This window comes from Mycolicibacterium smegmatis, assembly GCF_001457595.1.
Taxonomy (GTDB): Bacteria; Actinomycetota; Actinomycetes; order Mycobacteriales; family Mycobacteriaceae; genus Mycobacterium; species Mycobacterium smegmatis.
On record NZ_LN831039.1, the window covers coordinates 5055475 to 5079575 of the forward strand.

Here is a 24101-nt window from a genome sequence, read left to right on the forward strand (position 1 = left end):
AGCAGGAATCAAGAAAAGTGGTGCTCCGCGTGTCCGCTCAGTTGCGGACGACCGCGCCGGCCGTCCAGCGCACTCCGGCGCCGACCGACATCTCCGTCACGGTGAACCCGTGGGCGGTGCCGTACTCGAGAGCTTCGGCGGGTAAACCGGACTGGGCGCTCAGACCCAGAACCGAGGGACCCGCGCCCGACAGCACCGCTGCGATGCCACAACGCCGCAGGATCGCGAGATATTCCGCCGAGGCGGGCATCGCCGCCGCGCGCTGCGGCTGGTGCAGGACGTCCTCCGTCGCTGCCATCAGCAGGTCGGGCCGCTCGGACAGCGCCACCACGAGCAGCGCCGCGCGGCTCAGGTTGAACCGGGCGTCGACGTGGCTGACCTGCTCGGGCAGCAGCACGCGGGTCTCGGCGGTCGACGACCGCTGCTGCGGCACCGCGGGGAACAGCCGGATGTCGGGGTGCAGCCGTACGGGCACCGCCGAGTAGCGCGGCTCGCCACCAAAGGCCCCGGCCTGTTCGGTCCAGGAGACCACCGCACCGCCGAGCACCGCGGCAGCGGCGTTGTCCGGGTGTCCCTCGAACTCGCTGGACAGCTGGATCAACCGCGCGTCGTCCATCGGTTCGGAACCGGCCTGTGTCACAAGGCCATTGACCGCGGCGAGGCCACCGACCACGGCGGCCGCCGACGAGCCGAGGCCGCGCGAGTGCGGAATGTCGTTGCGGCAGCGCACCACCAGACCCGGCGCCGAGAAGCCTGCGGCCTGCAGGCCCTTGTTGATCGCACGGACCACCAGATGCGTCTGGTCGAGCGGGACCTGTCCGGCGCCCTCACCCTCGACGTGCACGGTGAGTCCGGATTCGACTGTCTCGACGACGATTTCGTCGTACAGGCTCAGCGCGATGCCGAGGCTGTCGAAGCCCGGGCCGAGGTTTGCGCTGGAGGCCGCGACGACGGAGGTGGCCGAAAGTCCGACCGGCAGAGTCTGAGTCACCGAATGATCCCCGCTAGCTCAGACCCAGCTCGGCGACCACCGCGGACGGGTCGACGGGAACGGGGGTGACCTGGGGCATGCCCTTGAGCGCGGTGTCGGGATCCTTGAGACCGTTGCCGGTCACGGTGCACACCACGGTGGAACCGGGCTTGACCCAACCGTCTTCGACCGACTTGAGCAGGCCCGCGATGCTCGCGGCAGACGCCGGTTCGACGAACACACCCTCGGTGCGGGCGACCAGGTGGTAGGCGGCCAGGATCTCCTCGTCGGTGGCGGCAAGGAACCGGCCGTCGGACTGCTGCTGGGCCTCCACGGCCGAGTTCCACGACGCGGGCGAGCCGATGCGGATCGCGGTGGCGATGGTCTCGGGATCCTTGACCGGCGCGCCGGTCACCAGCGGCGCCGCGCCGGCGGCCTGCGTGCCGAGCATGCGCGGCAACCGGTCGGAGACGCCGTCACGGTGGTACTCGGAGTAGCCCTTCCAGTACGCGGTGATGTTGCCCGCGTTGCCGACCGGCAGCGCGTGCACGTCGGGAGCGGTGCCCAGCGCGTCGACGATCTCGAACGCCGCGGTCTTCTGCCCCTCGATGCGGTACGGGTTGACCGAGTTCACCAGCGCGATGGTCGGGAAGTCGGCGGTGAGCTTGCGGGCCAGCTCGAGGCAGTCGTCGAAGTTGCCGTCGACCTGGATGATCTTGGCGCCGTGCATGACTGCCTGCGCCAGCTTGCCCATGGCGATCTTGCCCTGCGGGATCAGCACCGCACACGTGATGCCTGCGCGTGCGGCGTAGGCCGCCGCCGACGCGGAGGTGTTGCCGGTCGACGCGCACAGCACGGCCTGCTGGCCGCGGGCCAGCGACTCGGTGACGGCCACGGTCATGCCGCGGTCCTTGAAGGAGCCGGTGGGGTTGAGCCCCTCGACCTTGAGATGCACTGTGCAGCCGGTGAGTTCACTGATCCGCTTGGCGTGGATCAGCGGGGTACCGCCCTCCAACAGCGTCACGGTGGTCCAGTCGTCACCGATCGGCAGCCGGTCCCGGTAGGCCTCGATCAGGCCCGGCCAGGGCTGGTGCACCGCAGCCTTTGCTGCACTCATGAGTTCGTTCCTTCCAGTCGCAGAACGCTGTTGATGTTCTGCACGACGTCGAGATCGGCCAGCGCCTCGACGGTTTCCGACAGCGCGGCGTCGGTGGCCGAGTGGGTGACCACGACGATGCGGGCGCCGCACGGCTTGCCCACCTCGTCGACCATGCCCTCCTGGCGCACCTCGGAGATGCTGACCTCGCGCTTGGCGAATTCGGCTGCCACAGCGGACAACACGCCGGGCCGGTCGGCCACGTTCATGTTGACGTAATAGCGCGTCGGGATGAACCCGATGGGCGCGATCGGCAGCTTGGCGTACTTCGATTCGCGTGGGCCACGGCCGCCCTGGACACGGTTGCGCGCCGCCATGACCACGTCTCCCATCACCGCAGAGGCGGTGGGGGCACCGCCGGCGCCTTGACCGTAGAACATGAGCCGCCCGGCCGCCTCGGCTTCCACCACCACCGCGTTGAACGCACCGTTGACCGCGGCCAGCGGGTGGGTCAGCGGGACGAGCGCCGGGTAGACGCGGGCCGAGACCCGGTCCTTGCCCTCGTCGGAGGTGAGCCGCTCGCAGATCGCGAGCAGTTTGATGGTGCAGCCCAGCGCGCGTGCCGACGCGAAGTCCTCGGCGCTGACCGTGGTGATGCCCTCGCGGTACACGTCGTCGGCGGTCACACGGGTGTGGAACGCGATCGAGGCGAGGATCGCGGCCTTGGCCGCGGCGTCGTAGCCCTCGACGTCGGCGGTGGGATCGGCCTCTGCGTAACCGAGGGCGCTCGCATCGGCCAGCGCGCTGGTGTAATCGGCGCCGGTGCTGTCCATCTCGGACAGGATGTAGTTGGTGGTGCCGTTGACGATGCCGGCCACGCGGCGCACCGTGTCACCGGCCAGCGACTGGGTCAGCGGGCGGATCACCGGGATGGCGCCGGCCACCGCGGCCTCGAAATACAGGTCCACATGGGCCTTCTCGGCGGCCTGGGCGAGCTCGCCGGTGGACATGGCCATCAGCGCCTTGTTGGCGGTGACCACCGACTTGCCCTGCTCCAGCGCCGACAGGATGGCCTTGCGTGCCGGTTCGACGGGGCCCATGACCTCGACGACGATGTCGACGTCGTCACGCGACACCAGCGCGTCGATGTCGTCGGTGAGCAGTTCCGTGGGCACGCCGCGGTCGTCGGCCACACGGCGCACGCCGACGCCGCGCAGTTCCAGCGGCGCACCGATGCGCGCCGCGAGATCATCGGCGCTGTCGGCGATGATGCGCACGACCTCGCTGCCGACGTTCCCCAGGCCCAGTACCGCTACCCCGATGGGCTTCTTACTCATTGACCCTTCACCTCCAGGCTCAGAAGATCCTCGACGGTCTCCCGTCGCAGCACCAGACGTGCCTGGCCGTCGGCGACGGCCACCACAGCGGGGCGGCACAGCAGGTTGTATCGACTCGACATCGAGTAGCAGTACGCGCCGGTCGCGGCGACACCGATCAGGTCGCCGGGCGCGATGTCGTCGGACACCCAGGTGTCGCGGACGACGATATCGCCACTCTCACAGTGTTTTCCGACGATCCGCGCCAGTGCGGGCGGAGCGTCGCTGACGCGTGACACCAACCGGGCGTCGTACTGCGCGGCGTACAGCGACGTGCGGATGTTGTCGCTCATGCCGCCGTCGACGCTGACGTAGCGGCGGTGCGCGGTCTGGCTGACGGCCACGTCCTTGACCGTGCCGACCTCGTAGAGCGTGATGGTGCCCGGGCCCGCGATGGCGCGTCCGGGTTCCACCACGAGCTTGGGCGTGGGCAGCCCGACCGCGGCCGACTCGGTGCGCACGATCTCCAGCAGCTTGTCGGCCAGTTCCTTCATGGGCGGCGGATCGTCGTGCGGCAGGTACGAGATACCCAGTCCGCCACCGAGATCCACGATGGACATCTGCGAGGTCTTCTCCACGCCGAACTCGGCGACCACGTCGCGCAGCAGCCCGATCACGCGGTGCGCGGCGATCTCGAACCCGGCGACGTCGAAGATCTGCGAGCCGATGTGGCTGTGCAGGCCCACCAGGCGCAGGTTGTCGGTCGCGAAGACCCGGCGGATCGCGTTCATCGCCGCACCCGTGGCCAGCGACAAACCGAACTTCTGATCCTCGTGCGCGGTCGAGATGAACTCGTGGGTGTGGGCCTCCACGCCCACGGTGACGCGCACCAGCACGTCCTGGACCACGCCTGCCGCACCGGCGATCTGATCGAGGCGCTCGATCTCGATCTCGGAGTCCAGCACGACGTGGCCCACGCCTGCCTGCACCGCGGCGGTGAGTTCGGCGACGGATTTGTTGTTGCCGTGCACCGTGATCCGCGAGGCCGGGAATCCGGCGTGCAGCGCGACGGCCAGTTCTCCCCCGGTCGCGACGTCGAGGGACAGGCCTTCCTCGTCGACCCAGCGCGCGATCTCCGAGCACAGGAACGCCTTGGCCGCGTAGTGCACGTACTCGCCGCCGCCGAACGCCGCGGCGATGTCGCGGCAGCGCGTGCGGAAGTCGTCCTCGTCGATCACGAACAGCGGTGTGCCGAACTTCGCGGCCAGGTCGGTCACCGGCACCCCGGCGATCGTCACCACCCCGTCGGCACCGCGAACCAGGTTGCGCGGCCACACGTTCGGGGCCAGCAGCATGATCTCGTCCGGGCTCTGCGGCTTGTCGGGCACATCCGCGTGGTGCAGTTCCTCGGCGTGCCTGGGCCCGGCCGGATGCGCGTTCACATCCGCTCCGGTGCGCTGACGCCGAGGATCGCCAGGCCGTTGGCGATCACCTGGCGGGTCGCGCGGCACAACGCGAGGCGCGCCGAGTGCAGATCGCCGGGCTCCTCGTCGCCCTGCGGCAGCACGCGGCACGAGTCGTAGAAGCGGTGGTAGTCGCCGGCCAGGTCCTCCAGGTAGCGGCAGACGCGGTGCGGTTCGCGCAGCGAGGCCGCGGTCTTGAGCACACGCGGGAACTCACCCAGGTTGCGGATGAGCGCGCCCTCTTTGTCGTGTGTGAGCAGGTCCAGGTGGTCGGTGCTCACGCTCACGCCCAGATCGGCGGCGTTGCGCGCCAGCGCGCACAGCCGCGCGTGGGCGTACTGCACGTAATAGACCGGGTTCTCGTTGGACGCGCTCGACCACAGTTCGAGGTCGATGTCGATCGGGGTGTCCACCGACGAGCGGATCAGCGCGTACCGTGCGGCGTCGACCCCGATGGCCTCGACGAGGTCGTCGAGCGTGATCACGGTGCCGGCGCGCTTGCTCATCCGCACGGGCTGGCCGTCGCGCACGAGGTTGACCATCTGGCCGATGAGCACCTCGACGGTGTCCGGATCGTCGCCGAGCGCGGCCGCGGCGGCCTTCAGGCGCGCGATGTAGCCGTGGTGGTCGGCGCCCAGCATGTAGATACACAGGTCGAACCCGCGCTTGCGCTTGTCCAGGTAGTACGCGAGGTCGCCGGCGATGTAGGCGGCGTTGCCGTCGCTCTTGATCACCACGCGGTCCTTGTCGTCACCGAAGTCGGTGGTGCGCAGCCAGACCGCGCCGTCCTTCTCGTAGATGTTGCCGGTCTCGCGCAGCTGGGTGATGGCCTGGTCGACGCGGCCCGAGGTGTGCATCGAGTCCTCGTGCGTGTACACGTCGAAGTCGGTGCCGAAGTCGTGCAACGACTGCTTGATGTGGGTGAACATCAGGTCGACGCCGATGGCGCGGAACGTCTCGCGCTGCTGGTCCTCGGGGAGACCGAGCACGTCGGGCGCCTTGGCGATGACCTGCTGAGCGATGTCGACGATGTAGTCACCGGCATAGCCGTCCTCGGGGGTCGGCTCCCCCTTGGCCGAGGCGATCAGCGAGTTGACGAACCGGTCGATCTGCGCGCCGTGGTCGTTGAAGTAGTACTCACGCGTGACGGCCGCGCCCTGCGTCGCGAGCAGCCGCCCCAGCGCGTCGCCCACCGCGGCCCAGCGGGTGCCGCCGATGTGGATGGGGCCGGTGGGGTTGGCCGACACGAACTCCAGGTTGACGTTGCGGCCCGCGTACTGGCCGGACGAGCCGTAGCCGCCGTCGGCGGCCAGCACGTTGGTGATGATGACGCCCTGCGCCGACGCCTCGATGCGCAGGTTGACGAAGCCGGGCCCGGCGACCTCGGCCGCGGCGATGCCGTCGGCCGCGGCCAGCGCCGTGGCGAGCCAGCCGGCCAGCTCACGCGGGTTGACGCCGACCTTCTTACCGAGCTGCAGCGCGAGGTTGGTCGCGTAGTCGCCGTGCTCGGGGTTGCGAGGACGCTCGACCGTGACGGTGGCGGGCAGCGCGGCCACGTCCAGGTCGTGTTCGGTCAGCACTGCGGCAGCAGTGGCCTTGAGCAGCTCAGCAAGGTCGGCGGGGGTCACGAGGGTCCATCCTATGGTCTGGGGTCGCCCAGCCCCGAATCCGTATTCGCCGACGGATGCGCTACGCTATCGGAGCCCAATCGGCGCAGTCTGGTTTTCAGATCAAGCGCCCCCGTAGCTCAGGGGATAGAGCGTCTGCCTCCGGAGCAGAAGGCCGCAGGTTCGAATCCTGCCGGGGGCACCACCTCAAAAACCGCCTCTCACCAGGAGATACGGTTTAATCCGACGGCCCTTCCCGGCAACCCTCAACAATCATCGAACGATTTATCGCCTTCGCTGGAGTGTTGGATTCGTTAGCTGACTCCCACCCACCAGCCCTGGCGATTCGTTCGACGCTGCTGACAAGATCATGTGGAAGGATCGTCCGCGCCGAAGTACCGACGCCATGTGGGGGCCGAATGAGCGATCCTATGCAAATCGCGCGACTTATTGATCGTGTGCTGCGTGGCGAAATCCGCGTACCCGGCTTCCAGCGCGATTTCGTGTGGGAGCCCGACCGCGCAGCACTGTTGATGGATAGCATTTACAAGGAATATCCTTTTGGATCAATATTACTGTGGCGAACTCGAAATCAATTGAAGACCGAGAAAAAGCTCGGAACGTTCGAGTTGCCCGAACCCGAAGCCGATTACCCCATCGACTACGTCCTCGACGGACAACAACGAATCACATCAATATTCTCGACATTCCAAACCGTGCTGCCGCCATCTGACGAAGACCCAGAAGTATGGCTTCCGATATATTACGATTTCGGCGCTAAAGCGGACGCTCAAGACTCACAATTCCAAGCACTGTCGAAATCGCAAGTTGACGTTGCTAGACACTTTCCTCTGGCGGTGTTCTTTGACCCGGTTGAGTTCGCAGCGAAACAACGTGAATACGAACTTGACGACGATCGACTGAGAGAAATAGTAACCGTCCAATCTAGATTTTCTGGGGCCCTCATTCCGGTTGAGACTTTCTCGGGCGAGGATCGAACGAGCGTCGCCATAGTCTTCGAGCGGGTTAATCGGCAAGGCGTAAAACTCGACACTTTCCAACTGTTGACCGCATGGACGTGGAGCGAGGAGTTTGATTTACAAGAGAAGTTCAAAGATCTGGCCGAACGTTTTGAGTCGTTCGGCTTTGAAGACATCGGCACGGATAACGATCTAATGTTGCGCTGCGCATCCGCCGTTTTGCGGGCAGACCCGTCGCCGACCGCATTGATCGACATCAATGGCGCAGAAGTTCGCGAGAAATTCGATGTGATCGTGAAGGCGCTCGACCGAACAGTCGACTACCTGAGAAATGAAATGCAAGTACGGCATCTCAAGTTTCTGCCGTACGCCGGTCTACTTATTCCACTTTGTGCGTACTTCTCCCGTAAACAGTCGACCGGCATCAGCGATGCGGACAATAGGGTCCTGCGACGATGGTTCTGGCGAACTACTTTCACCCATCGCTATAGCGGTAATCCGTCACGCAGCGTCAAGCGGGATGTAGAGGCCGCGATCGAATTGCGTGAAGGTAATGAGTCGTCGCTGGACAAGCTTGATGCCGAAATTGGGACGGACTTCTATCTTGGAAACACATTCAATAACCGAACTGTAGCTACTCGCGCCTTCATTTTGCAATTGGCGGCCCACTCCCCTAGATCGTTCATCAGTGGCGGAACGATCACACTGGACGACGTACTGTCTGAACCTAACCGACGCGAATACCACCATTGTTATCCGAAAGCGTATGTAGCCAACTCCGGGGCAACGTCGATCTACGACGTCAACTGCCTTGCGAACTTTGCGTTTCTCAGCCGATCCGAAAACCGCGAGATTTCGGACAAAGCACCCTCGGTCTATCGCTCGCTCATGGCGGACAACGTAGACGACATCCTGGCCTCACAAGTCATTCATCAGAATCTGTTCAATGATGATTTCGACGAATTCCTGCGAGAACGCGCCCTGATGCTGGTGTTCGATGCGGGGAACTTGATGGACGTGAGTAACTGAACGTGGGTACGGCCCGTCAGACCTCGAACAAGCCTTCCGCTTCCTCGGCTGCGGTGATCCGCGCGGCTCGTATCAACAACATCGGCACAGCCGGTCACGCACGACTGCACCGCCCACAGCGAGCGTTGCCGCGTGGCCGGTCATGAGCCCGATTCGGCATCCGGTGAGTCAGCGTGCTCATTTTCGGCGTATAGGTTTTCGTCGGGCAAACCTGGCAAAAACGGGCCGTGATTCAAAATCATATCCTCAGGCACCTGGGCAAGGTGTTCGCGTGCCGATTGGCGCTGCTTAGGTGCCCTTCTTTTACTTGCTTTGACGGCGGCACGAAACTCGTCAAGCGTATAAATTGTATCGTCCGAGCCATACATATAGTAGACCGGCGCCTTTTCTTCCATTCCGACCCGCTCGCCATTAACGGTTGCGCGATCATCAAGCATGATAAGCAACGGAACCTGGTAACCTACAATGTATGAATGGTCCCAGTAGCGACCTTCATCCCAAGCATTATCAGCAAGCTGATCGTAATGGCCCATTAAGTCAACGACGTGCTGACGGCTCAAATATTCGCCAGAAGCGCGCCGTAAGAGAATGCGACGGCACGCATCACGCGCACCGTCGTGAAACGACCAGCAATAGAGCACAGCGGGGTACTTCTTATGAGGCACCGTTTTGGCGATTGGTTCTGCGACTCGGATCTTTTTGTCATACTCCGCCACACGGGCGTAGCCCGCTTCGTCGATGAAACAGACACCGAGGTTAGCGCGCTTGAGCTCCTGTAAGAACTTCACACCACTAGTTTTCAGTGTAATTAGATTGAATTCCTTTACGTCATCTTCGTCTGCGCCAAACGGAGACACAAAATAGGCTGGCTCGGCATACTGTCCCATATCCTTAAGCAACGCTTTGTAAAGCCGCCGAAAGTTCCAGTCTTTAAGGGAGTATCCGACAAATACTAGTGTGCGGGTGGCTAGAAGCTCCGTCAGTAGCCCACCCAAGACACCTTCGCGCAACGACTTGAGACTTCGCTTGTAGTCACTTTCCGTCGCGACGATACTGCCGAGGTTTGTCATGCTTCCATGGATTTTCAAGACTCGGCGTCCGGGCATTTTCCATAGCGCGATGTCGTCACCCGTGACGAACGGAATAGCTGCACATTCTTCTTCGAAATACGTGTCCCAATTAGTAGTGACGATATCCTCTAGATAAGGCATGGCTGCTAGTTCCTGATGGAAACGTCGTGCGTAGTACCTAAGAGTCCAGAAGCTATCGACGTAATCGAACTTCGCTCTTACCATCTGGATAAATTCGCGACGGCCAAATTTTTTCACGAATGCTTCAATAACCTCAGGGAAAGAACCGGGTTCGTCTAGCTGAAGCATTTCTACAGCACGCTGGTAGACCGTCTGCGGGAACACCGTAGGCACCTCGGTACTGATCCCAGCACCGGCGAAGATTACAACTTGTCGCATGTGGGCCGCACGCACCAGCTCTACGGGCAACTCGAAGTCATGATCGAGTCCACAGTGCGTGCATTGACAGATCTCTGCGTGCTGGGCACCGTCCCCAGCCCGAACTATCGCGCCTTCTCCCGCCATGTGTTCGATGGTCGCAGATGTACGGTTACTGGCTTCTGAGCGGCGCGCCTTTAGGCGTGCCGCCATACGCGAATCGCTGAGAGCGCCAGCAGAGCGGCCAACAACGGCACGATGATCAGGCTCGGGATCACACCGAGAAGCAGAGCACCCACTACCGTCCCGGTGATCGAGCCAGCCGCCATGACGACCACAAAACGCATGTTGTGCCGCAGCACCACGAAACTCTGATCACGGCTGTGGGTCTGGACGCTACCGAAGAGACGCACTCTCGACACGTCGTCAGTAAGCCGTGGCAATGCGCTTACCCGCCGTCACGCCGACGTAGTACTCCGCGCGGCGCTTGCGGGTCCGCAGCTTCACACCGGCCGATACGCCGTAGTACTCGCGGTTCGGACCGACGCGACCGAGCCGGACAGTGCTACCCGCCGAACCGCTGACATAGCGGGGACGGCGCGTCTTGATCTTGCGGGCAGTCCGCTTGACTGACGAGCCGCCGGTCGGAGCGAAGCGGCCTTTGCGGTCGCGCTTGTACGTCCGTCGTTTCGCCATGGCTTAGTGCTTCCGTTTGCGCCGTGTGCGGCTCGCTGCGGCGTTTCCGACCTTGCTCGAACCCTTCGCCTTCGCCTGTCGTGCAAAGCGCTTCCGCGCTGCGGCCTGTTTCTTACTCGCCATGGCGGTCCTTTCAATCGCTGAGCTTGATCGACGGTCCATCGGGCTTGCCCACGGTGCCCCGATTCACTTTCACGCGCGTTTCCCCCTTAGCCTCGATCCACCGATGAATTGGCTGGTCGCAGGGTGTCGTGACGAGGAAAGTGCCTTCTGAGCTGTGATGATGAGTGTTCTCTAGGCACTTATCGGCACAACTTCGAAAGGCACTTCCGGTGAAAGTGTCCCATAGGTTCGCTGCGTCGTCGGCGGTCTTCGATGATGCCCATCTCGTGTCGTGCGCCGGTCTGGTGCCGGTAATGACGCTGGCCACCCAGACCGGACTGTCACAGTTGCTGGCCGACAAGGTTCGTATCAGCGAACCACGGATCAAGTCCGGGTCGGCCAACCCGTCGCCGAAGCTGCTCACCGTGGTCGCCGGAATGTGCGCCGGCGCCGACAGCATTGATGACCTCGACCTCGTGCGTGGCGGCGGGATGAAGACGCTCTTCGATGGGGTCTATGCACCATCGACGATCGGAACACTGTTGCGGGAGTTCACCTTCGGACACGCCCGGCAGTTGGAGTCGGTCCTGCGTCATCATCTGGCCGCACTCTGTGCGCGGGTGGACCTGCTGCCCGGATCCGACACGGGGGCGTTCATCGACATCGACTCACTGCTGCGCCCGGTCTATGGCCACGCCAAACAGGGTGCCTCCTACGGGCATACCAAGATCGCTGGTAAGCAGGTTCTGCGTAAAGGGCTCTCCCCGTTGGCGACGACGATCAGCACCCCCGGAGCGGCGCCGGTGATCGCCGGGATGCGGCTGCGCGCCGGTAAGACCAGTTCCGGGAAGGGTGCGGGCCGCATGGTCGCCCAAGCCATCGCCACCGCCCGCGCCGCCGGCGTGCGCGGGCAACTGCTGGTGCGTGGCGATTCGTCCTACGGCACCCGGTCGGTGGTGGGCGCCTGCCGAGCCCACAATGCGCACTTCTCGGTGGTGATGACCCGCAATACCGCGGTTGATCGGGCCATCAGTTCGATCGACGAGCAGGCCTGGGAGCCGGTCAACTATCCCGGTGCAGTGCGTGATCCCGACACCGGTGACTGGATTTCTGATGCCGAGGTCGCCGAGGTCAGCTACACCGCCTTCGCCTCTACCAAAGATCGGTTCACCGCGCGGTTGGTGGTGCGGCGAGTCAAAGACGCGAGATTTCGGGACGCGCTGTTCCCGGTGTGGCGGTATCACCCGTTCTTCACCAACACAGACTTGCCGACCGCCGAGGCTGACATCACCCACCGCCAGCACGCGATCATCGAAACCGTCTTCGCCGATCTGATCGACGGACCCCTGGCCCACATGCCCTCAGGACAGTTCGGTGCCAACAGTGCGTGGGTGTTGTGCGCGGCGATCGCGCACAACCTGCTGCGCGCCGCCGGCGTGCTCGCAGGAGGTGCCCACGTGGTTGCCCGCGGCGCGACGCTGCGCCGCAAGATCGTCAACATTCCCGCCCGTCTGGCCCGACCCCAGCGTCGACCGATCCTGCACCTCCCCGAGCACTGGCCCTGGACAGAGCACTGGCTCACGTTGTGGCGCAACACCATCGGATACAGCCCACCGCTACCGGCAACGACCTGACCAACGCGCCGAACAGGCCCAACCGGAGCACACAGGAAAAGCTGGGCAGACCAGCAACTACCGCATGCCCGCAACACCGAACGCAGCAGAAACCACACACGGACACCTCAAGGAGGGCCGCTCCACGGATTCAGGCTTAGTGATCGGGTGGTAGTCGCGCGCCTGGCCCGCATCGCCGCTCAACTCACCGGGACCGACACGTCTAGGTTCGCCTCGCATCGCCGAATCCAGCGCAACCGCCAGCGTGAAACGCCCTGGGTTTCCCGGAGGCTCGGGCTATTGGATTCCGATCAAGGGTTGGTCGGTCCGGTATGCATCGTAGAACGCAGCTTCGAACTCGGCAGGTGGGATGTCGCCGAGGTAGCTGTGTAGTCGGCTGGTGTTGTGCCAGTAGACCCAGCTGAGCGTCGCCAACTCGACGTCTTCGACGGTTTTCCATGGCCCGGTGCGGGCGGGGCCGTAGATCAGTTCGGCCTTGTAGTAGCCGTTGACCGTCTCCGCGAGAGCGTTGTCGAAACTGTCCCCGACGGTCCCGATTGACGGGACTGCGCCGATCTCAGCGAGCCTTTCCCCGTAGCGAATGGAGGTGAATTGCGACCCGGCATCCGAGTGACATCTCAAGCCTGGCAACATATTTCCACGTGACCACCGCGCCATCTCCAACGCGTCGAGCACCATCGAGGTCCGCATATGCGAGGCTACCCGCCAGCCCACGATCATCCGCGAATACGCGTCGATGATGAAGCACACATACGCCACCCCGGCCCAGGTCGGCACGAACGTCAGGTCGGTCACCCAGAGCTGGTTCGGGGCGGTCGCGGTGAAGTTGCGCTTCACCAAATCCGGATGCCGGGCCGCGGCCGGGTCGGGTTTGGTGGTGCGGACCCGTTTGCCGCGCCGGACTCCCTCGATGCCGGCGGCCCGCATCAGCCGGGCCACCTGATCCCGGCCGACGTCATGACCCTCGCGGCGGGCGGTTTTCCAGAGCTTGCGGGCCCCATAGACGCAGTAGTTGTCTTTCCAGAGCTGACACAACGCCGGCCCCAGGACGGCGTCCCGCAGGGCCCGCGCCGACGGGACCCGGGCTTTGGTGTCGTAGTAGGTGCTCAGGGCCACCTGCAGGCCTGCGCTGCGCAGGACGGTGCAGATGGGCTCGACCCCGAACTCCTCGCGATTGGCGTCGATGAACTCGACTATTTCTTGTGTTGGCGGTCGAGCTCCGCCCCGAAGAAACTCGCTGCACGTTTCAGAATCTCGTTGGCGCGCTTGAGTTCTCGATTCTCCTGCTCGAGCTCCTGCACCCTTTTCGACTCCGCGGTCGTCACCCCGGGTGCCAGGCCTTCGTCGATGTCGGCCTGACGGACCCAGGTGCGCACCGATTCCACTCCGTAGCCGAGCTGGCGAGCAACGCGCTGCACCGTGCCCTGCTCGGTGCCCAGCTCCGCCCGGAGCGTGCGGACCATCCGTACCGCGGCGGCCTTCTCCTCGGCACTGTATCGACGCGTCGTGGGTTTCCCGGGCGACTGTTCCTTCGGCATACCTGCATCCTCGTTTCCAAGGTCAGGAGCCTCCGGGATTTCCAGGGCGTTTCAGCTCGACCGGGGTGGTTTGGGAGCCAAGACCGAAATCGAACTCAGCGCCAAGCCGTACGAACAGCTTTTGGACAAGATGCCGAAGTTGCAAAGCGGCAGCCGCGCCGAGTGGCGACGCTCCCAAGGCATCGCAGACGATTCCGACAAACCCCCACCCGCCCTGGTGGCTGCCAACGCTGACGAGCCGGTCGACGTCGAGATCGTCTCAGAGAGCGATCAACAAAACGACGCCCACCCGATGACACCAGAGGATGACGATTGGCAGCCAGACGAAGCCACCGGGCCGGGAATCGACGGCTACGACGATCAACCGAACCCGTTCGGCGAGAGCGACCCACCGCCTGACGGCTTGCTTCCGCTCGATGAGGCGGTGATCCGTGCCGCTCGCATAAATAACATGGGCACCGCTGGGCATGCGAGACTGCACCGACCGCAGCGGGCGTTGCCACGTGGTCTCTCCGGTCGGTAACCCGGCAGGGTCAAAACCTGCCGGGAAACACCTGATTATGCAGGTCAAACCGTTGCACCCGAAGCGCTCAACAATGATTCACGCATCCGGTGCAGATGGGAAATTGGAATTTCCCTATGGCTCAACTGTTTTCGGTCATGGACCGTCTCTGCGCGGCTGCACCCCAAAGAACGCGCCCCCACCCGAACCCGGTTGATTGTCAAAGCCGGTGTAGTCAAAAGTGATTCCGTTTGTGTCCCACCCGCCAGGGTTGCCGATGGACGGACCCCAAATCCCGCCAGGCATCATGACGTAAGGTGTTGAAACCGTGAGCCTTTCGGCGAACTGATCGAGCATGTCGGGTTCCTGTTGCCGCGCTTTCTCGAATAGCTCCGCTTGGCGTTGGCGGTCACTGATGTAAAGCCCGGTTCGGATCGCTTGGCCGGGCTTGTCGAGCACGACAGTCATCACGTTGTCGCCCACCTTGTCTGTGAGCGCGCTCGTTTCCAGTACGGCGTCCCTGAGAATGTCCCTCACTTGGTCGGGGACTTCATCGGCGGGGCAACTGAGCGCAGTCAATCGTGCCTTCGCACGGTCGATGATCGGGTTATTCACCATACCAACAGCATCGATGTAGAACGCTTTGAATTGCTGTGTATCAGGCCGCATTTCGATGCTTGTGACCGAATCACCTTGGGCCTTAGTGCGAAACATTACCTTGGTTACCATGCCGTCTTTGCGTTGCACACCTGACGCGAGAACGATTGTCGCACGCTTCTTTTCACTGGCTAGCAGATGTGAGTAAGCGTCTCGCAGCGCGTTCTCCACGCGGTTGCGAATCTCTCGGTAATGCAAGTCCGGTGGCGGCTGCCAGAACGTCATCATGGCGGGCGCAAGCTCGTCGTATCCGCTGATCGCTTCTGCGATGAGTCGATCAGTCGGCTTGCCGTCGAGAAACGCCAGCCCGGTATAGCCCAGCACGACCCAACAGTCGATGCCCAGAACTACAACGGTCTTGTTGCTGTGCGGATCGTATTCGCCGGTTGGATTATCTGGCGTCGGCTCGACGCTAACGAATCGGTCGCTCGCATGGAACGCCCAATTTCCCACGACTGCGGCGACGATCAGCGTCATGCCGACACGCCCACGCTGGCTGCCAACGTATCGGCCCGCAACGCCGAGAGAGCGTCGGCAACGGCGATGTCACGGCCCGACACCTGTTGCTGATAGATCAGGCTGGCTTTGTGGGTGGAATGCCGCAGCCGCGCCATCGTCTCGACCAGGTTGCCGACCTGAGCCGTCATGGTGCCCGCGAAGTGACGCAGATCGTGCACCCGCATATCGTTGTGCCCAACTGCACTCAGCGCCGGTTTGAAAACGTCTTTGGCGAACACCCGATCATTGACGTGGCACCCGCCGCGCGCGGGCGTGAACAGAAGCGAATCACCCGCTTTATCAACGTGATTGGCTAGGTGCGCTCTTATGTCATCCCGAATGTGTGGAGGGATCACCACCTTGGCGGGCTTGCCGTCTTTAGGCGTGTCGATGATGCATTCGCCGCTTCGGTGGGTTACACCACGCGCCACCGTGACCACAGTGCAATCGGCATCGAAGTCTTTTCGGCGCAGCTCCGACACTTCCCCGTACCGCAGGCCGCACCACGCAGAAATCAACACCAGGGCGCGGAAGCGGGCGTTTTTGGTGTCGCCACCCAACTTGTCGGCAATGGCCTCAAGCTCGGGAATCGTTGGCACAACGGCCTGGCGCTTGGTCTTCGGGTTCATTGCCCGTTCGATCATGCAGGGGTTGCGCTCAATCAATCCGTCTCGTACGGCGGTATTGCAAACCATGTTGAGCAAACCGTACGCGTGAGCGTTGCGCGTCGGGTGCGTCGAGCCGAGGCCGGAGAACCACGTCCGCACCAAAGCAGGACTCAGGTCACGAACCGCGTACTTGCCGAGCTTGGGCGCGATGTAGTTCGTCAGCGACGCCTCATAACCGATTCGGGTTCGCGGTTTGAGGTTGCGTTCACTGATCACCGCTTTCGCGTATTCGGCGACGGTGACCGCCACGGCCTTATTTTCCTCGGTGATCACTTCGGGCGGTTTCCACGACGACAGTCCCTCATCGCTCGCCGCGCACCGGTCGATCCGTTCCTTTTCTTTGTTGAGCCATCGTTCGGCGATCATTTTCGAGTCGAAGGTGACTGGCGCGAAGTGCCGCCGCAGATCGGGACCGATGTAAGACGCTTGGAAGCGCGCCGATTTGGTGGGTTGCTTGCGAATAGATCCCCACTCGCGAGGGTTCTTTTTACCGGCCATTTCGTATGCACCCCTTCGTGAAATCCCACCGGGTTCCCGGTAGGAATCCTGCGGCCCTCGTCGTTAACCAGTGGGTTTGCTAGGTCCCAACTATGTTCCAACGATGTGAACCATTCTACCCTGTGCAGGGTGCGCGAAGTGAGCGAACTTTCTTGGACTCAAATCGGTTGTGTTGCAAAGTGATTGCAGGTCACCACTCATATCGGCGCTTCAACGGACGGCACTTTCGAATCCTGCCGGGGGCACCCAGTCTCTTCCTGGCAAGGCACGCGGCATTGCAATTTTTCCCATGCGCCACCTGTTTTTTGACGGAGTCCACAGCTCCATGCGACTGCTGGCCGCAGGGCGTCGCTGTGCGACTCCTCAGCCGCAGTGATCGCCCAAAAGGCCGCCGCCGAGGTGCTGTACATCGCACGTTTTGCCGTCACCGTGGCCCGATAGCGTGGAATCACTGCAAGACTGGCGGGCTGATTCACATGAGGATGTTCAAGTGCCGAACTTGCTGAACCGACCGACTGCGCGGCTCCTTAATCGGGTTGGAATCCGTCGGCGAAAGCCAGGACGTGGGGAGAGAGCAGGCTGAAGGGCGGCACTTTCACACGATGGGTAAAACCAGGCCCCGTCTGAAGTGCGTACATCCCGCGCCTGCCCCCGAAGCGACCGATGAGTTCCCGCACCACCTCGGCGTTGTATGCCACGTCGGGGTACAGAACGGCCTCAATTTGGGGATGCAGGTCGCGGATGAGCGGTTGAATGTTTTGGATCATCGCCAACACGCTCGGGTCGGAGTCCATCGCTTGCAGTTCGCTACGTTTCAGCCATCGCTTATTCCAAGACCACTTGGTGTAGTCGAGCAGCGCGCTGCGGTCGACATCGACAACAACTGCAGGCTCACCGTGCAAACTTGCGGCGAAGTTGTACTTGAAAGCGTCGATACTTACGTGTCGCAACACGTCTCCCTGCACCATCAGCCAACGGTAGTCGAATGACTTCTTCTTCAAGTTTTTGAACAACTTTCGGGCGGACCGCGTTTCATGCGCGAACCGCCCGAACTTCTCCCGAGCTCTCCTGATCGTCTGTTCTTCTAGAATTTGAAGGGCACCAGTGAACGAAACCAGCGCAGACCGCAACTTGCGCTTGCGCTCCTCTATCGCCTCGGTATCGGTGAACGATATACCGCCAGCTTGAAGGTGGGTGATGATGTCGATCACCACATCACAAAGCCGGTCGCTTTCATCGGAAAGATGCTGAAACAAGTCAGCCTCTAACATCTTCTCCAGCGCTCTGTATGCGTGGAGATAACGGGTGTGATCAGCCGGGGTGAAAGAGGCCACCTTTTCGAAGATCGGTGCGTCAGACCGGTTTGGGTCCCGATGAAACAAGATCGCCCCGTAAGGGTCCGCCCCGGCTTCAGCGTCATCCGCATCCAACTTAGCTTCGATGTGTGCGCCAACATCCAGCGCCGCTGTAAAAGTTGCCCCAGTGAGAGGCATTCGCTGTCTGATCTGTTCAGCGGTGGGCATTACATCGGTGAGCCACGTTTCGCCTTCCTGCAGCAGGCGCTCTAGCGCTTCACGCAGCGATTGCTCGGCTTCAGCACGAGTGGCCCGGTCCCTAGCATCGGGCGTCTCGTAGTGGTCTCTTGTTGCGGAGTTCATCGCCTGTACCAACGCGCGCGACGTCTCGGCAATGATCACCATCGCTGGAGTGCCCGGCGGTGGCGCAGTATCCGGCGAAAGACCACTGTGCCACGCATCGGAGGCGCTCTCGCAAAAGTCCAGCGGAGTGTCACCGTCTAGCCGCGGTAATGATGCGATGAATCTGCTGAGCCAATCCAACCAGCACCGAAGCAGCACAGGATCGTTGTCATCGGTATTGCCTTCGCCAGCCACTGGATCCTGCCCCTTTCTAACTTAGCGTCCGATCCTATGCCTCGGTACCGACAAGCAGGCGAACCGCCAAAGCGCGTTCGAGCGCTTTTACGACACAGGTCGGAACAGTTCCCACTGGTCGGCGAGCCACCTGCACACGAGCCAGAGATGCTATTCGATAGCATCCGCTCGTGAGCAGTTTCAAACACCGCAGGCAACGCATAGAGGAAGCTCTTGGCTTCAGCGCCACAACTTTGACCTTCCTTGGCCTGATGTTCGTCGCGGGAATTATTCTCTGCATTTCGCTCTCACTCACCGATCTCGGGATTGGTTTTACTGAACCTGCATTGCTCACGCGATTCAACGGAGAGTGGCTGCGAAGCCACTCCTACATACCCAACATTCTCGCCGGCTTGACGGGATTTTTAGTGGGGGTGCCGGTTGCGCTAGTGGTTCTCCAAACTGTAATTGGAAAGCGCGAGGATAACGTCGAGTTAGCCAAAGCCAAGCGTGTGACCGCCGCAGCATGGCGCGACTTCCGCAGTGCGGCATTTGAATTTGGCTCTCCTACTCGACGCAATGCGTTGCTCAGCATCGCACTCCACGAGGTCTATCCGCTGTACGAAGAGATCTTTAAGCGTCTCCAGGATTACCGAGGCCAGAAACCCTTCGTTTCTCCGACCCAGGACCAGCACGACGAACTCATCGCGTACCTGAAATCCAAAGAAGCCGAGTTCAAGCGGAAGATTGATTCGGTGACAGCGAAAGTCGGCAATATAGATGAGTTGCTGAAATTATGGTCACGCGTGCTTTCAACTTGGTCTGTGGTAAATGTATACGTGCGCTCGCGCAGAATCGAGTTGGGTCTTTCTTGGTTTAATGACGACTCGAACTCGATTTTAGTTTCCGCACTAGCCACTACAGCAAGCCCCCTTGCCGATTTCACACACGTCCATAACGGCTTCGGCGCAAGGCCACCGGCCAGTATGGACATGGCGCATCAATGGATTTTGAGCTATATACGCTGGGAGAAAGACAAGCTTGACCGAACGCTGCAGTCTGACGACAAAGTGTTCGGCGTCGAGGGTGTCGAGGACTATCGGAAACACACCCAGCAGGCCGCGCTTTTTCTGAATGGCCTTCACCACGCGATTAAGCAGATCGATGAAGAAGGCTGGCCGGATCAGTCGGCCTGAACATCAAGACCGGAAAAACACATTCCCAAGAGCCTTGGGGCGGAGTCCGACCGCAGCGGCTTCGCGGGTAAGCCGTCAGTTCCCAAGGCCCGCACGCTGCACGACGCCGATACAGCACGAACAGTCGGCCCGCGGCGGCCGCTGCCGACTACCCCAGCGGCCCGCGTGAACACGTCGAAGAAGTCTTCTGAGCGCATTGAGGGCAGATTCAGACGCGCGCTAAAAGCGGCAAATCGGCCTCGCCTCAGCGTGCGATCAAGCTCCATCCTCCGTTAATGGCACCTACTGAGGTACCCACCCTGCGGGGACACTCAGATCAGACACTCTCCACGCGGACCGTGGCACCTCTCACACAGCTTATCGGGAATTTTTTCAAATCCCCGCAGAAACTTGCTGGCCGCAACCGCCTCCGACCGATTACGCTGGCGCTACGAGTTGTGCGCATCACTCCAGGACACAGGGGACACAGACATGAACAAGTTCATCGCAGCGGCGGTGGCCGCCGGAGCACTCGGTGCGGGGCTTGCCTTCGCCGCGCCTGCCTCGGCAGCACCCAACTGCTCCGACGTCGTCGACAAGATCAACAACGGCGTTGAGGTCGACGGGGAGACGCAGGACTACACGCCGAGCTACACCGAGAGGTGGACCTGCGCGGTCGACATCCAGGCCAACAAGTGGGCTACGTTCCCCGGTGACCTCGCCGGCAAGTGGGCCGGTTTCCCCGCTGACACCGCCAACAAGTGGGCCGAATTCCCCGGCAAGACCGCCAAGAAGTGGACCGATTTCCCCGGCGACCTCGCTGAAAAGTGGGGCGTCGGAGGAGGGGGCGGCGGCGGTAACGGCGGCGGCAACGAGAACGGCGGCGGCGGCGAGAACGGCGGCGGCGGCAACGAAGGCTGACGCCCCACTCACGATCCACTCAATCAGTGGCGATCCGCTCAGCGGGTCGCCACTGATCGTTTATCCGGGACTTTCTCACCGCATTCACTTTTTGCGGATTCAATTGACTACCAAAACAGTCGGCAAAGAGAAATTCTCGACCGCCGGAATCGAAACCTCTCGCCGCGATACAGTCACGTTGATCGGCATCCGAGTCAGTTGGCACCTGACAGTGACACGCCGAAAGAGGGTCTCGTATGCCCACGACTGCCGGCGAGTGGTTCGTCCAGATCCTGATCTTCGTGCTGGTCGCCTACCCGATCGTGGGCGGCCTGGCGTTCATCGTGTCGAGCTTCTACTACCACGTGTTCATGGAGAAGCGCGAACTGCCGCGTCATCTCGAATACGGAACGCCGTTCGTCTCGATCTTCATTCCTGCGCACAACGAAGAAGCCTCGATCGCCGGCACGATCCACTATCTGCAGAACCAGATCAACTATCCGCCCGATAAATTCGAGATTCTCGTCATCGACGATGCGTCGACCGACAAGACGCCGCAGATCCTGGCCGATCTGCAGGACCAATATCCGGACCTTCGTGTCGTCACGATCGTCAAGAACCGAGGCAAGGCGCACGGCCTGAACGTCGCCCTCGCGTTCGCCAAAGGCGACTTCATCCTGTCGAACGATGCCGACACCAAGCCGAACCCCGACGCGCTGTGGCAGTACATGAGCTACTTCGAACGCGCGGGCGGCCACAACGTCGGGGGTGTCACGGGAAACATGCTGGCCGCCAACCGCACCACCATCACCGCGCTGGCACAGGAGAACGAGTTGAACTCGATCATCGGCCTCATCAAGCGGTCGCAGATGTCCTACGGGGCGCTGTTCGCGTTCTCCGGCGCCAACACGATGTACCGCAAGCAGGCCGTGCTCGACGTCGGCGGCTGGCACGCCGAACAACCGACCGAGGACATCGCCATCGCATGGGACATGCAGACCGCGGGCTGGCGCGCCCTCTTCGCACCCCATATCCGGTTTTTCCTGGACGTTCCGGAGCACCTCAGGTCACTGGTCAAGCAACGGCGTCGCTGGTCATCGGGCGGCATCTACGTGCTGCTGACCAAAGGCTGGCCGTTGATGAGGCACCCGCTGCGCAACTACCGGATGATGCCGGTGATTCTCGATTACGGGTTCAGCATCGCCTGGAGCTTCCTGTACTGGGTCGCCATGGCGCTTTTCATCCTGAGCCAGGTTTACTTCGCCGGCACCCAGAACTGGGAACGCTTCGTCCACAACTGGTACATGGTCGGCATTTTCGTGGCGATGCAGATGGTCGTCGGTGTCGTCCAACTCACCGCGGCCTCGTACTACAACGACGGCGGCAAGACCCTCAAGTACATCCTCTTCGCGCCCTTCTACATGCTCATCTATTGGATGGTGAACACCGGGACCGTCGTCTATGAGTTCATCCCGACCGTCCGCAAGATATGGGCACAGAAAGAGGGTGGTGTCTGGAAGTCACCCGACCGGTCGGCCAGCCTGCAGGAGATCGAGCAGGCGACCACAGATCACGGCACGGAGACGGGGCGCCCGTGACGGAGAAGCCGGCCTACGTCGTGCACGAGGTGCACGAGAAAGACGTCACCGTGGACTGGTTCTTCGGTGCTGCGCCGCTGTCCAGGAAAGTCGCGCAACTGATCTGCGTCGCGATCGGATGGTTCTTCGTCGTGCTTCCGGTGGTCATTCTGATTTCCGCTGTCACGCACCGGAACACCGAGGGCGGGTGGTGGAGCTATCACGAGGGTTTCGTGATGTTCGACCTGACGATCCGCTACCTGGGTTTTCTGTTCGTGGTTTTCGTGATCGGGTTCCTGGCATTGCATCTGGTCAACCGATGGCAGAGTAGAGACCGCGATCGACGGATGACGTACGACCAGAAGCGTCTGGCTCAGCGCTTGGAGCTCTCCGACGACCTGTACACGAGCAAGTACGGCGCTGAACATCTTCGCCTGCAGCAGAAGACCATCCGGATCGAGCCGTACGGCGACTTCGAGACATACGAACTGCGTGATCGTTACCGCACGTATGGAGTGGGCTGATGTCGTTGTCGACCGCAGACCGGCTGCTGATCGAGAGCATGAAGCAGCGGGAGTTCAACCTCAAGAAGAGGCAGCGCGCAGCCAACGCGATCTTCCACGAAACCCGGCGCTACCGCGTGCTTCTGGTGGCCACGTGGGCCGTGGTCGTGGCGGGCGTGATGACAGGCGTCTGCGTCGGTCTGGGAAACACTTTGCGGTACGTGTCCGACCCGTGGCGCATGTCACTTGTGGTTTTCGCCGTCGGTTCGGTGTTCGGCGCGCTGTCCGGGGCCGGCTGGGTGCGCACTCCGGCCGGGGAGAAGTTGCTCGCCAACAAGGAGCGCCGACTGCACCACAAGTACGGCGGCGATCTGCACGCCGGACGACGCTGGCAGCAGTTCTACCACCGCGGCGAGGACATCTCGGTCTACATCGGGCAGATCCTGTACGTCGTCGACAGCGAGCAGCGCTTCGAGTGCGTGGACGATGCGCTTGCGTTCGTCAAGGCGCACAGCGGCGAAATCGCCAGGTTCAGGCAGCGCGGACTCGAGATGTTCAACGCAGTCGTCACCGGGACCACCTTGCTCGTGGTGTCGAGCGTGAACGAAAGAGGCGAAGTATCAAGCCGTTTCATGCGCTTCGTCAAGACAGACCGGCCCGGTGTGTGGTTCGTCACCACATCGCCGGATTCACCGAAGGTGCGTGAATTCGACAGCGGCGCTGTCGCATTGATCACCGTGCCGAATGCCGACGGTGCGACGATCAGCAGCAATCGTGTCCGAATTGCACGGTCCGGTCTGCCCTTTGGCGCAATCGCCGGGCTGTACCGAGATCAGGTGCCCGAATACCTCGACGGCATGACCGAACAGGACCAGCGTCGCGAACTGGTCTACGAATTGACACTCGAATCGGCGAAGATCGACACCTGGGTCGATCACGAACTGGTCGTATTCAACGGATCAGACAGCGTCTGACCTGCACGCAACAGATCAGTGCGGTACCGCGAAACCCTCAGGCGTGGTCCACGTGAACGGCGGCTTGGCTACCGACGTTTCCGGCGCTGTAGGCGCAGTCGACTGCGTGACGGTGGCGCCCGTCTGCATGGGCCCCATCGCGTAATCCGGCCCGCTGACGGGCGAATAGCTTGACATCAAACTCAACGCGGCCATCGCGACGACTGCTGCCAGGCCGACAATGCCTGACACGATCTTGAAGCGCGCCTTGGGAATTCGCACCTTCCGGGCTATATGAGAAATTCGCGTCTGTGAGTACACCTCTGACCACTCCACTCGGTCTCGGGTCGACCGCCCCCTGTGAGCGACGCCGCTTTGTGTAAGGCATCCGGTGCCGGTTTTATTCCGCGTGCAACGAGA

Annotated in this window: 21 protein-coding genes, 1 tRNA gene and 1 other annotated feature; of the genes, 9 read left to right on the forward strand and 13 right to left on the reverse strand. The window is 62.1% G+C overall.

Annotated features, from left to right (window positions below; all coding sequences use genetic code 11):
• Positions 1-37: 37 nt before the first annotated feature.
• Genes thrB through argS form a run of 5 tightly spaced genes read right to left on the reverse strand, consistent with a single transcriptional unit; the run spans position 38 to position 6473 of the window.
• Entirely contained in the window at positions 38-991 is a 954-nt protein-coding gene (gene thrB / locus AT701_RS24185; protein WP_011730210.1) for a homoserine kinase, read from the reverse strand.
• Between the two features lie 13 nt (positions 992-1004).
• Complete coding sequence (thrC, locus tag AT701_RS24190; RefSeq protein ID WP_058126741.1) at positions 1005-2087, reverse strand: threonine synthase; 1083 nt, start codon at positions 2085-2087, stop codon at positions 1005-1007.
• Entirely contained in the window at positions 2084-3403 is a 1320-nt protein-coding gene (locus tag AT701_RS24195) for a homoserine dehydrogenase (RefSeq protein WP_011730212.1), read from the reverse strand. Before AT701_RS24195 ends, thrC begins: the two co-directional genes overlap by 4 nt.
• A complete protein-coding gene (gene lysA, locus AT701_RS24200; RefSeq protein ID WP_058126742.1) occupies positions 3400-4824 on the reverse strand; it encodes a diaminopimelate decarboxylase in 1425 nt (474 codons plus the stop codon). The genes AT701_RS24195 and lysA overlap by 4 nt, the downstream gene beginning before the upstream one ends.
• A complete protein-coding gene (gene argS, locus AT701_RS24205) occupies positions 4821-6473 on the reverse strand; it encodes an arginine--tRNA ligase (RefSeq protein WP_058126743.1) in 1653 nt (550 codons plus the stop codon). The genes lysA and argS overlap by 4 nt, the downstream gene beginning before the upstream one ends.
• A 108-nt stretch (positions 6474-6581) precedes the next feature.
• On the opposite strand from argS, the gene AT701_RS24210 reads away from it, so the two are divergent.
• Together AT701_RS24210 and AT701_RS24215 are read left to right on the forward strand one after the other, a co-directional pair.
• Positions 6582-6657: transfer RNA gene (locus AT701_RS24210), tRNA-Arg, on the forward strand.
• A gap of 214 nt (positions 6658-6871) precedes the next feature.
• The gene (locus AT701_RS24215) at positions 6872-8461 is read left to right on the forward strand and encodes a GmrSD restriction endonuclease domain-containing protein (RefSeq protein WP_081319573.1); all 1590 of its coding nucleotides are present in this window, start codon (positions 6872-6874) and stop codon (positions 8459-8461) included.
• A gap of 140 nt (positions 8462-8601) precedes the next feature.
• On the opposite strand, the gene AT701_RS24220 is transcribed toward AT701_RS24215, so the two are convergent.
• The 3 genes from AT701_RS24220 to AT701_RS24230 form a co-directional block, all read right to left on the reverse strand.
• Complete coding sequence (locus AT701_RS24220; protein ID WP_081319574.1) at positions 8602-10122, reverse strand: SIR2 family protein; 1521 nt, start codon at positions 10120-10122, stop codon at positions 8602-8604.
• The gene (locus AT701_RS24225; RefSeq protein ID WP_157892578.1) at positions 10107-10271 is read right to left on the reverse strand and encodes a hypothetical protein; all 165 of its coding nucleotides are present in this window, start codon (positions 10269-10271) and stop codon (positions 10107-10109) included. Before AT701_RS24225 ends, AT701_RS24220 begins: the two co-directional genes overlap by 16 nt.
• Positions 10272-10335: 64 nt before the next feature.
• Positions 10336-10605, reverse strand: coding sequence for a hypothetical protein (locus tag AT701_RS24230; protein ID WP_058126747.1), 270 nt, complete (start codon positions 10603-10605; stop codon positions 10336-10338).
• A gap of 332 nt (positions 10606-10937) precedes the next feature.
• Between AT701_RS24230 and AT701_RS24235 the strand changes: the two genes are divergently transcribed.
• Complete coding sequence (locus AT701_RS24235; protein WP_058124898.1) at positions 10938-12341, forward strand: IS1380 family transposase; 1404 nt, start codon at positions 10938-10940, stop codon at positions 12339-12341.
• Between the two features lie 276 nt (positions 12342-12617).
• Here the strand turns inward: AT701_RS24235 and AT701_RS24240 are convergent.
• A protein-coding gene (locus AT701_RS24240) for an IS3 family transposase (protein WP_085989543.1) occupies positions 12618-13879 on the reverse strand; the annotation gives its coding sequence in 2 pieces (ribosomal slippage) (positions 12618-13576 and positions 13576-13879; 1263 coding nt in all).
• Positions 13449-13580 (reverse strand) — a sequence feature (AL1L pseudoknot). (Overlaps the previous gene by 132 nt.)
• A 70-nt stretch (positions 13880-13949) precedes the next feature.
• On the opposite strand from AT701_RS24240, the gene AT701_RS24250 reads away from it, so the two are divergent.
• Complete coding sequence (locus tag AT701_RS24250) at positions 13950-14402, forward strand: hypothetical protein (protein ID WP_058126748.1); 453 nt, start codon at positions 13950-13952, stop codon at positions 14400-14402.
• A 135-nt stretch (positions 14403-14537) separates the two neighbouring features.
• Here the strand turns inward: AT701_RS24250 and AT701_RS24255 are convergent, their stop codons facing one another.
• The 3 genes from AT701_RS24255 to AT701_RS24265 all read right to left on the reverse strand — a co-directional run bounded on the left by AT701_RS24255 (position 14538) and on the right by AT701_RS24265 (position 18594).
• A complete protein-coding gene (locus AT701_RS24255; protein ID WP_058126749.1) occupies positions 14538-15515 on the reverse strand; it encodes a hypothetical protein in 978 nt (325 codons plus the stop codon).
• Positions 15512-16702: a tyrosine-type recombinase/integrase gene (locus tag AT701_RS24260; RefSeq protein WP_058126750.1), complete on the reverse strand. Its 1191-nt coding sequence runs from the start codon at positions 16700-16702 to the stop codon at positions 15512-15514. The genes AT701_RS24255 and AT701_RS24260 overlap by 4 nt, the downstream gene beginning before the upstream one ends.
• A gap of 527 nt (positions 16703-17229) precedes the next feature.
• Complete coding sequence (locus AT701_RS24265; protein ID WP_157892580.1) at positions 17230-18594, reverse strand: hypothetical protein; 1365 nt, start codon at positions 18592-18594, stop codon at positions 17230-17232.
• A gap of 170 nt (positions 18595-18764) precedes the next feature.
• On the opposite strand from AT701_RS24265, the gene AT701_RS24270 reads away from it, so the two are divergent.
• The 5 genes from AT701_RS24270 (at position 18765) to AT701_RS24290 (ending at position 23702) form a co-directional block, all read left to right on the forward strand.
• Complete coding sequence (locus AT701_RS24270; RefSeq protein WP_058126752.1) at positions 18765-19769, forward strand: hypothetical protein; 1005 nt, start codon at positions 18765-18767, stop codon at positions 19767-19769.
• Positions 19770-20240: 471 nt separating this feature from the next.
• The gene (locus AT701_RS24275; protein ID WP_058126753.1) at positions 20241-20669 is read left to right on the forward strand and encodes a hypothetical protein; all 429 of its coding nucleotides are present in this window, start codon (positions 20241-20243) and stop codon (positions 20667-20669) included.
• A 236-nt stretch (positions 20670-20905) separates the two neighbouring features.
• Positions 20906-22246: a glycosyltransferase family 2 protein gene (locus AT701_RS24280; RefSeq protein WP_058126754.1), complete on the forward strand. Its 1341-nt coding sequence runs from the start codon at positions 20906-20908 to the stop codon at positions 22244-22246.
• Complete coding sequence (locus tag AT701_RS24285) at positions 22243-22749, forward strand: hypothetical protein (RefSeq protein ID WP_223495735.1); 507 nt, start codon at positions 22243-22245, stop codon at positions 22747-22749. Before AT701_RS24280 ends, AT701_RS24285 begins: the two co-directional genes overlap by 4 nt.
• Positions 22749-23702 (forward strand): hypothetical protein, encoded by a 954-nt coding sequence (locus AT701_RS24290; protein WP_058126755.1) that lies wholly within the window; start codon positions 22749-22751, stop codon positions 23700-23702. The genes AT701_RS24285 and AT701_RS24290 overlap by 1 nt, the downstream gene beginning before the upstream one ends.
• Before the next feature lie 15 nt (positions 23703-23717).
• Here the strand turns inward: AT701_RS24290 and AT701_RS24295 are convergent, their stop codons facing one another.
• A complete protein-coding gene (locus AT701_RS24295) occupies positions 23718-23963 on the reverse strand; it encodes a hypothetical protein (protein WP_223495738.1) in 246 nt (81 codons plus the stop codon).
• Positions 23964-24101: the final 138 nt, after the last annotated feature.

What these genes read in the sequence shown, in the direction of transcription:
- thrC (WP_058126741.1), bottom strand. Translation starts at nt 2,087, where the DNA reads ATGAGTGCAGCAAAGGCTGCGGTGCACCAGCCCTGGCCGGGCCTGATC.
- AT701_RS24195 (WP_011730212.1), bottom strand. Translation starts at nt 3,403, where the DNA reads ATGAGTAAGAAGCCCATCGGGGTAGCGGTACTGGGCCTGGGGAACGTC.
- AT701_RS24215 (WP_081319573.1), top strand. Translation starts at nt 6,872, where the DNA reads ATGAGCGATCCTATGCAAATCGCGCGACTTATTGATCGTGTGCTGCGT.
- AT701_RS24220 (WP_081319574.1), bottom strand. Translation starts at nt 10,122, where the DNA reads ATGGCGGCACGCCTAAAGGCGCGCCGCTCAGAAGCCAGTAACCGTACA.
- AT701_RS24230 (WP_058126747.1), bottom strand. Translation starts at nt 10,605, where the DNA reads ATGGCGAAACGACGGACGTACAAGCGCGACCGCAAAGGCCGCTTCGCT.
- AT701_RS24255 (WP_058126749.1), bottom strand. Translation starts at nt 15,515, where the DNA reads ATGACGCTGATCGTCGCCGCAGTCGTGGGAAATTGGGCGTTCCATGCG.
- AT701_RS24260 (WP_058126750.1), bottom strand. Translation starts at nt 16,702, where the DNA reads ATGGCCGGTAAAAAGAACCCTCGCGAGTGGGGATCTATTCGCAAGCAA.
- AT701_RS24275 (WP_058126753.1), top strand. Translation starts at nt 20,241, where the DNA reads ATGAACAAGTTCATCGCAGCGGCGGTGGCCGCCGGAGCACTCGGTGCG.
- AT701_RS24280 (WP_058126754.1), top strand. Translation starts at nt 20,906, where the DNA reads ATGCCCACGACTGCCGGCGAGTGGTTCGTCCAGATCCTGATCTTCGTG.
- AT701_RS24290 (WP_058126755.1), top strand. Translation starts at nt 22,749, where the DNA reads ATGTCGTTGTCGACCGCAGACCGGCTGCTGATCGAGAGCATGAAGCAG.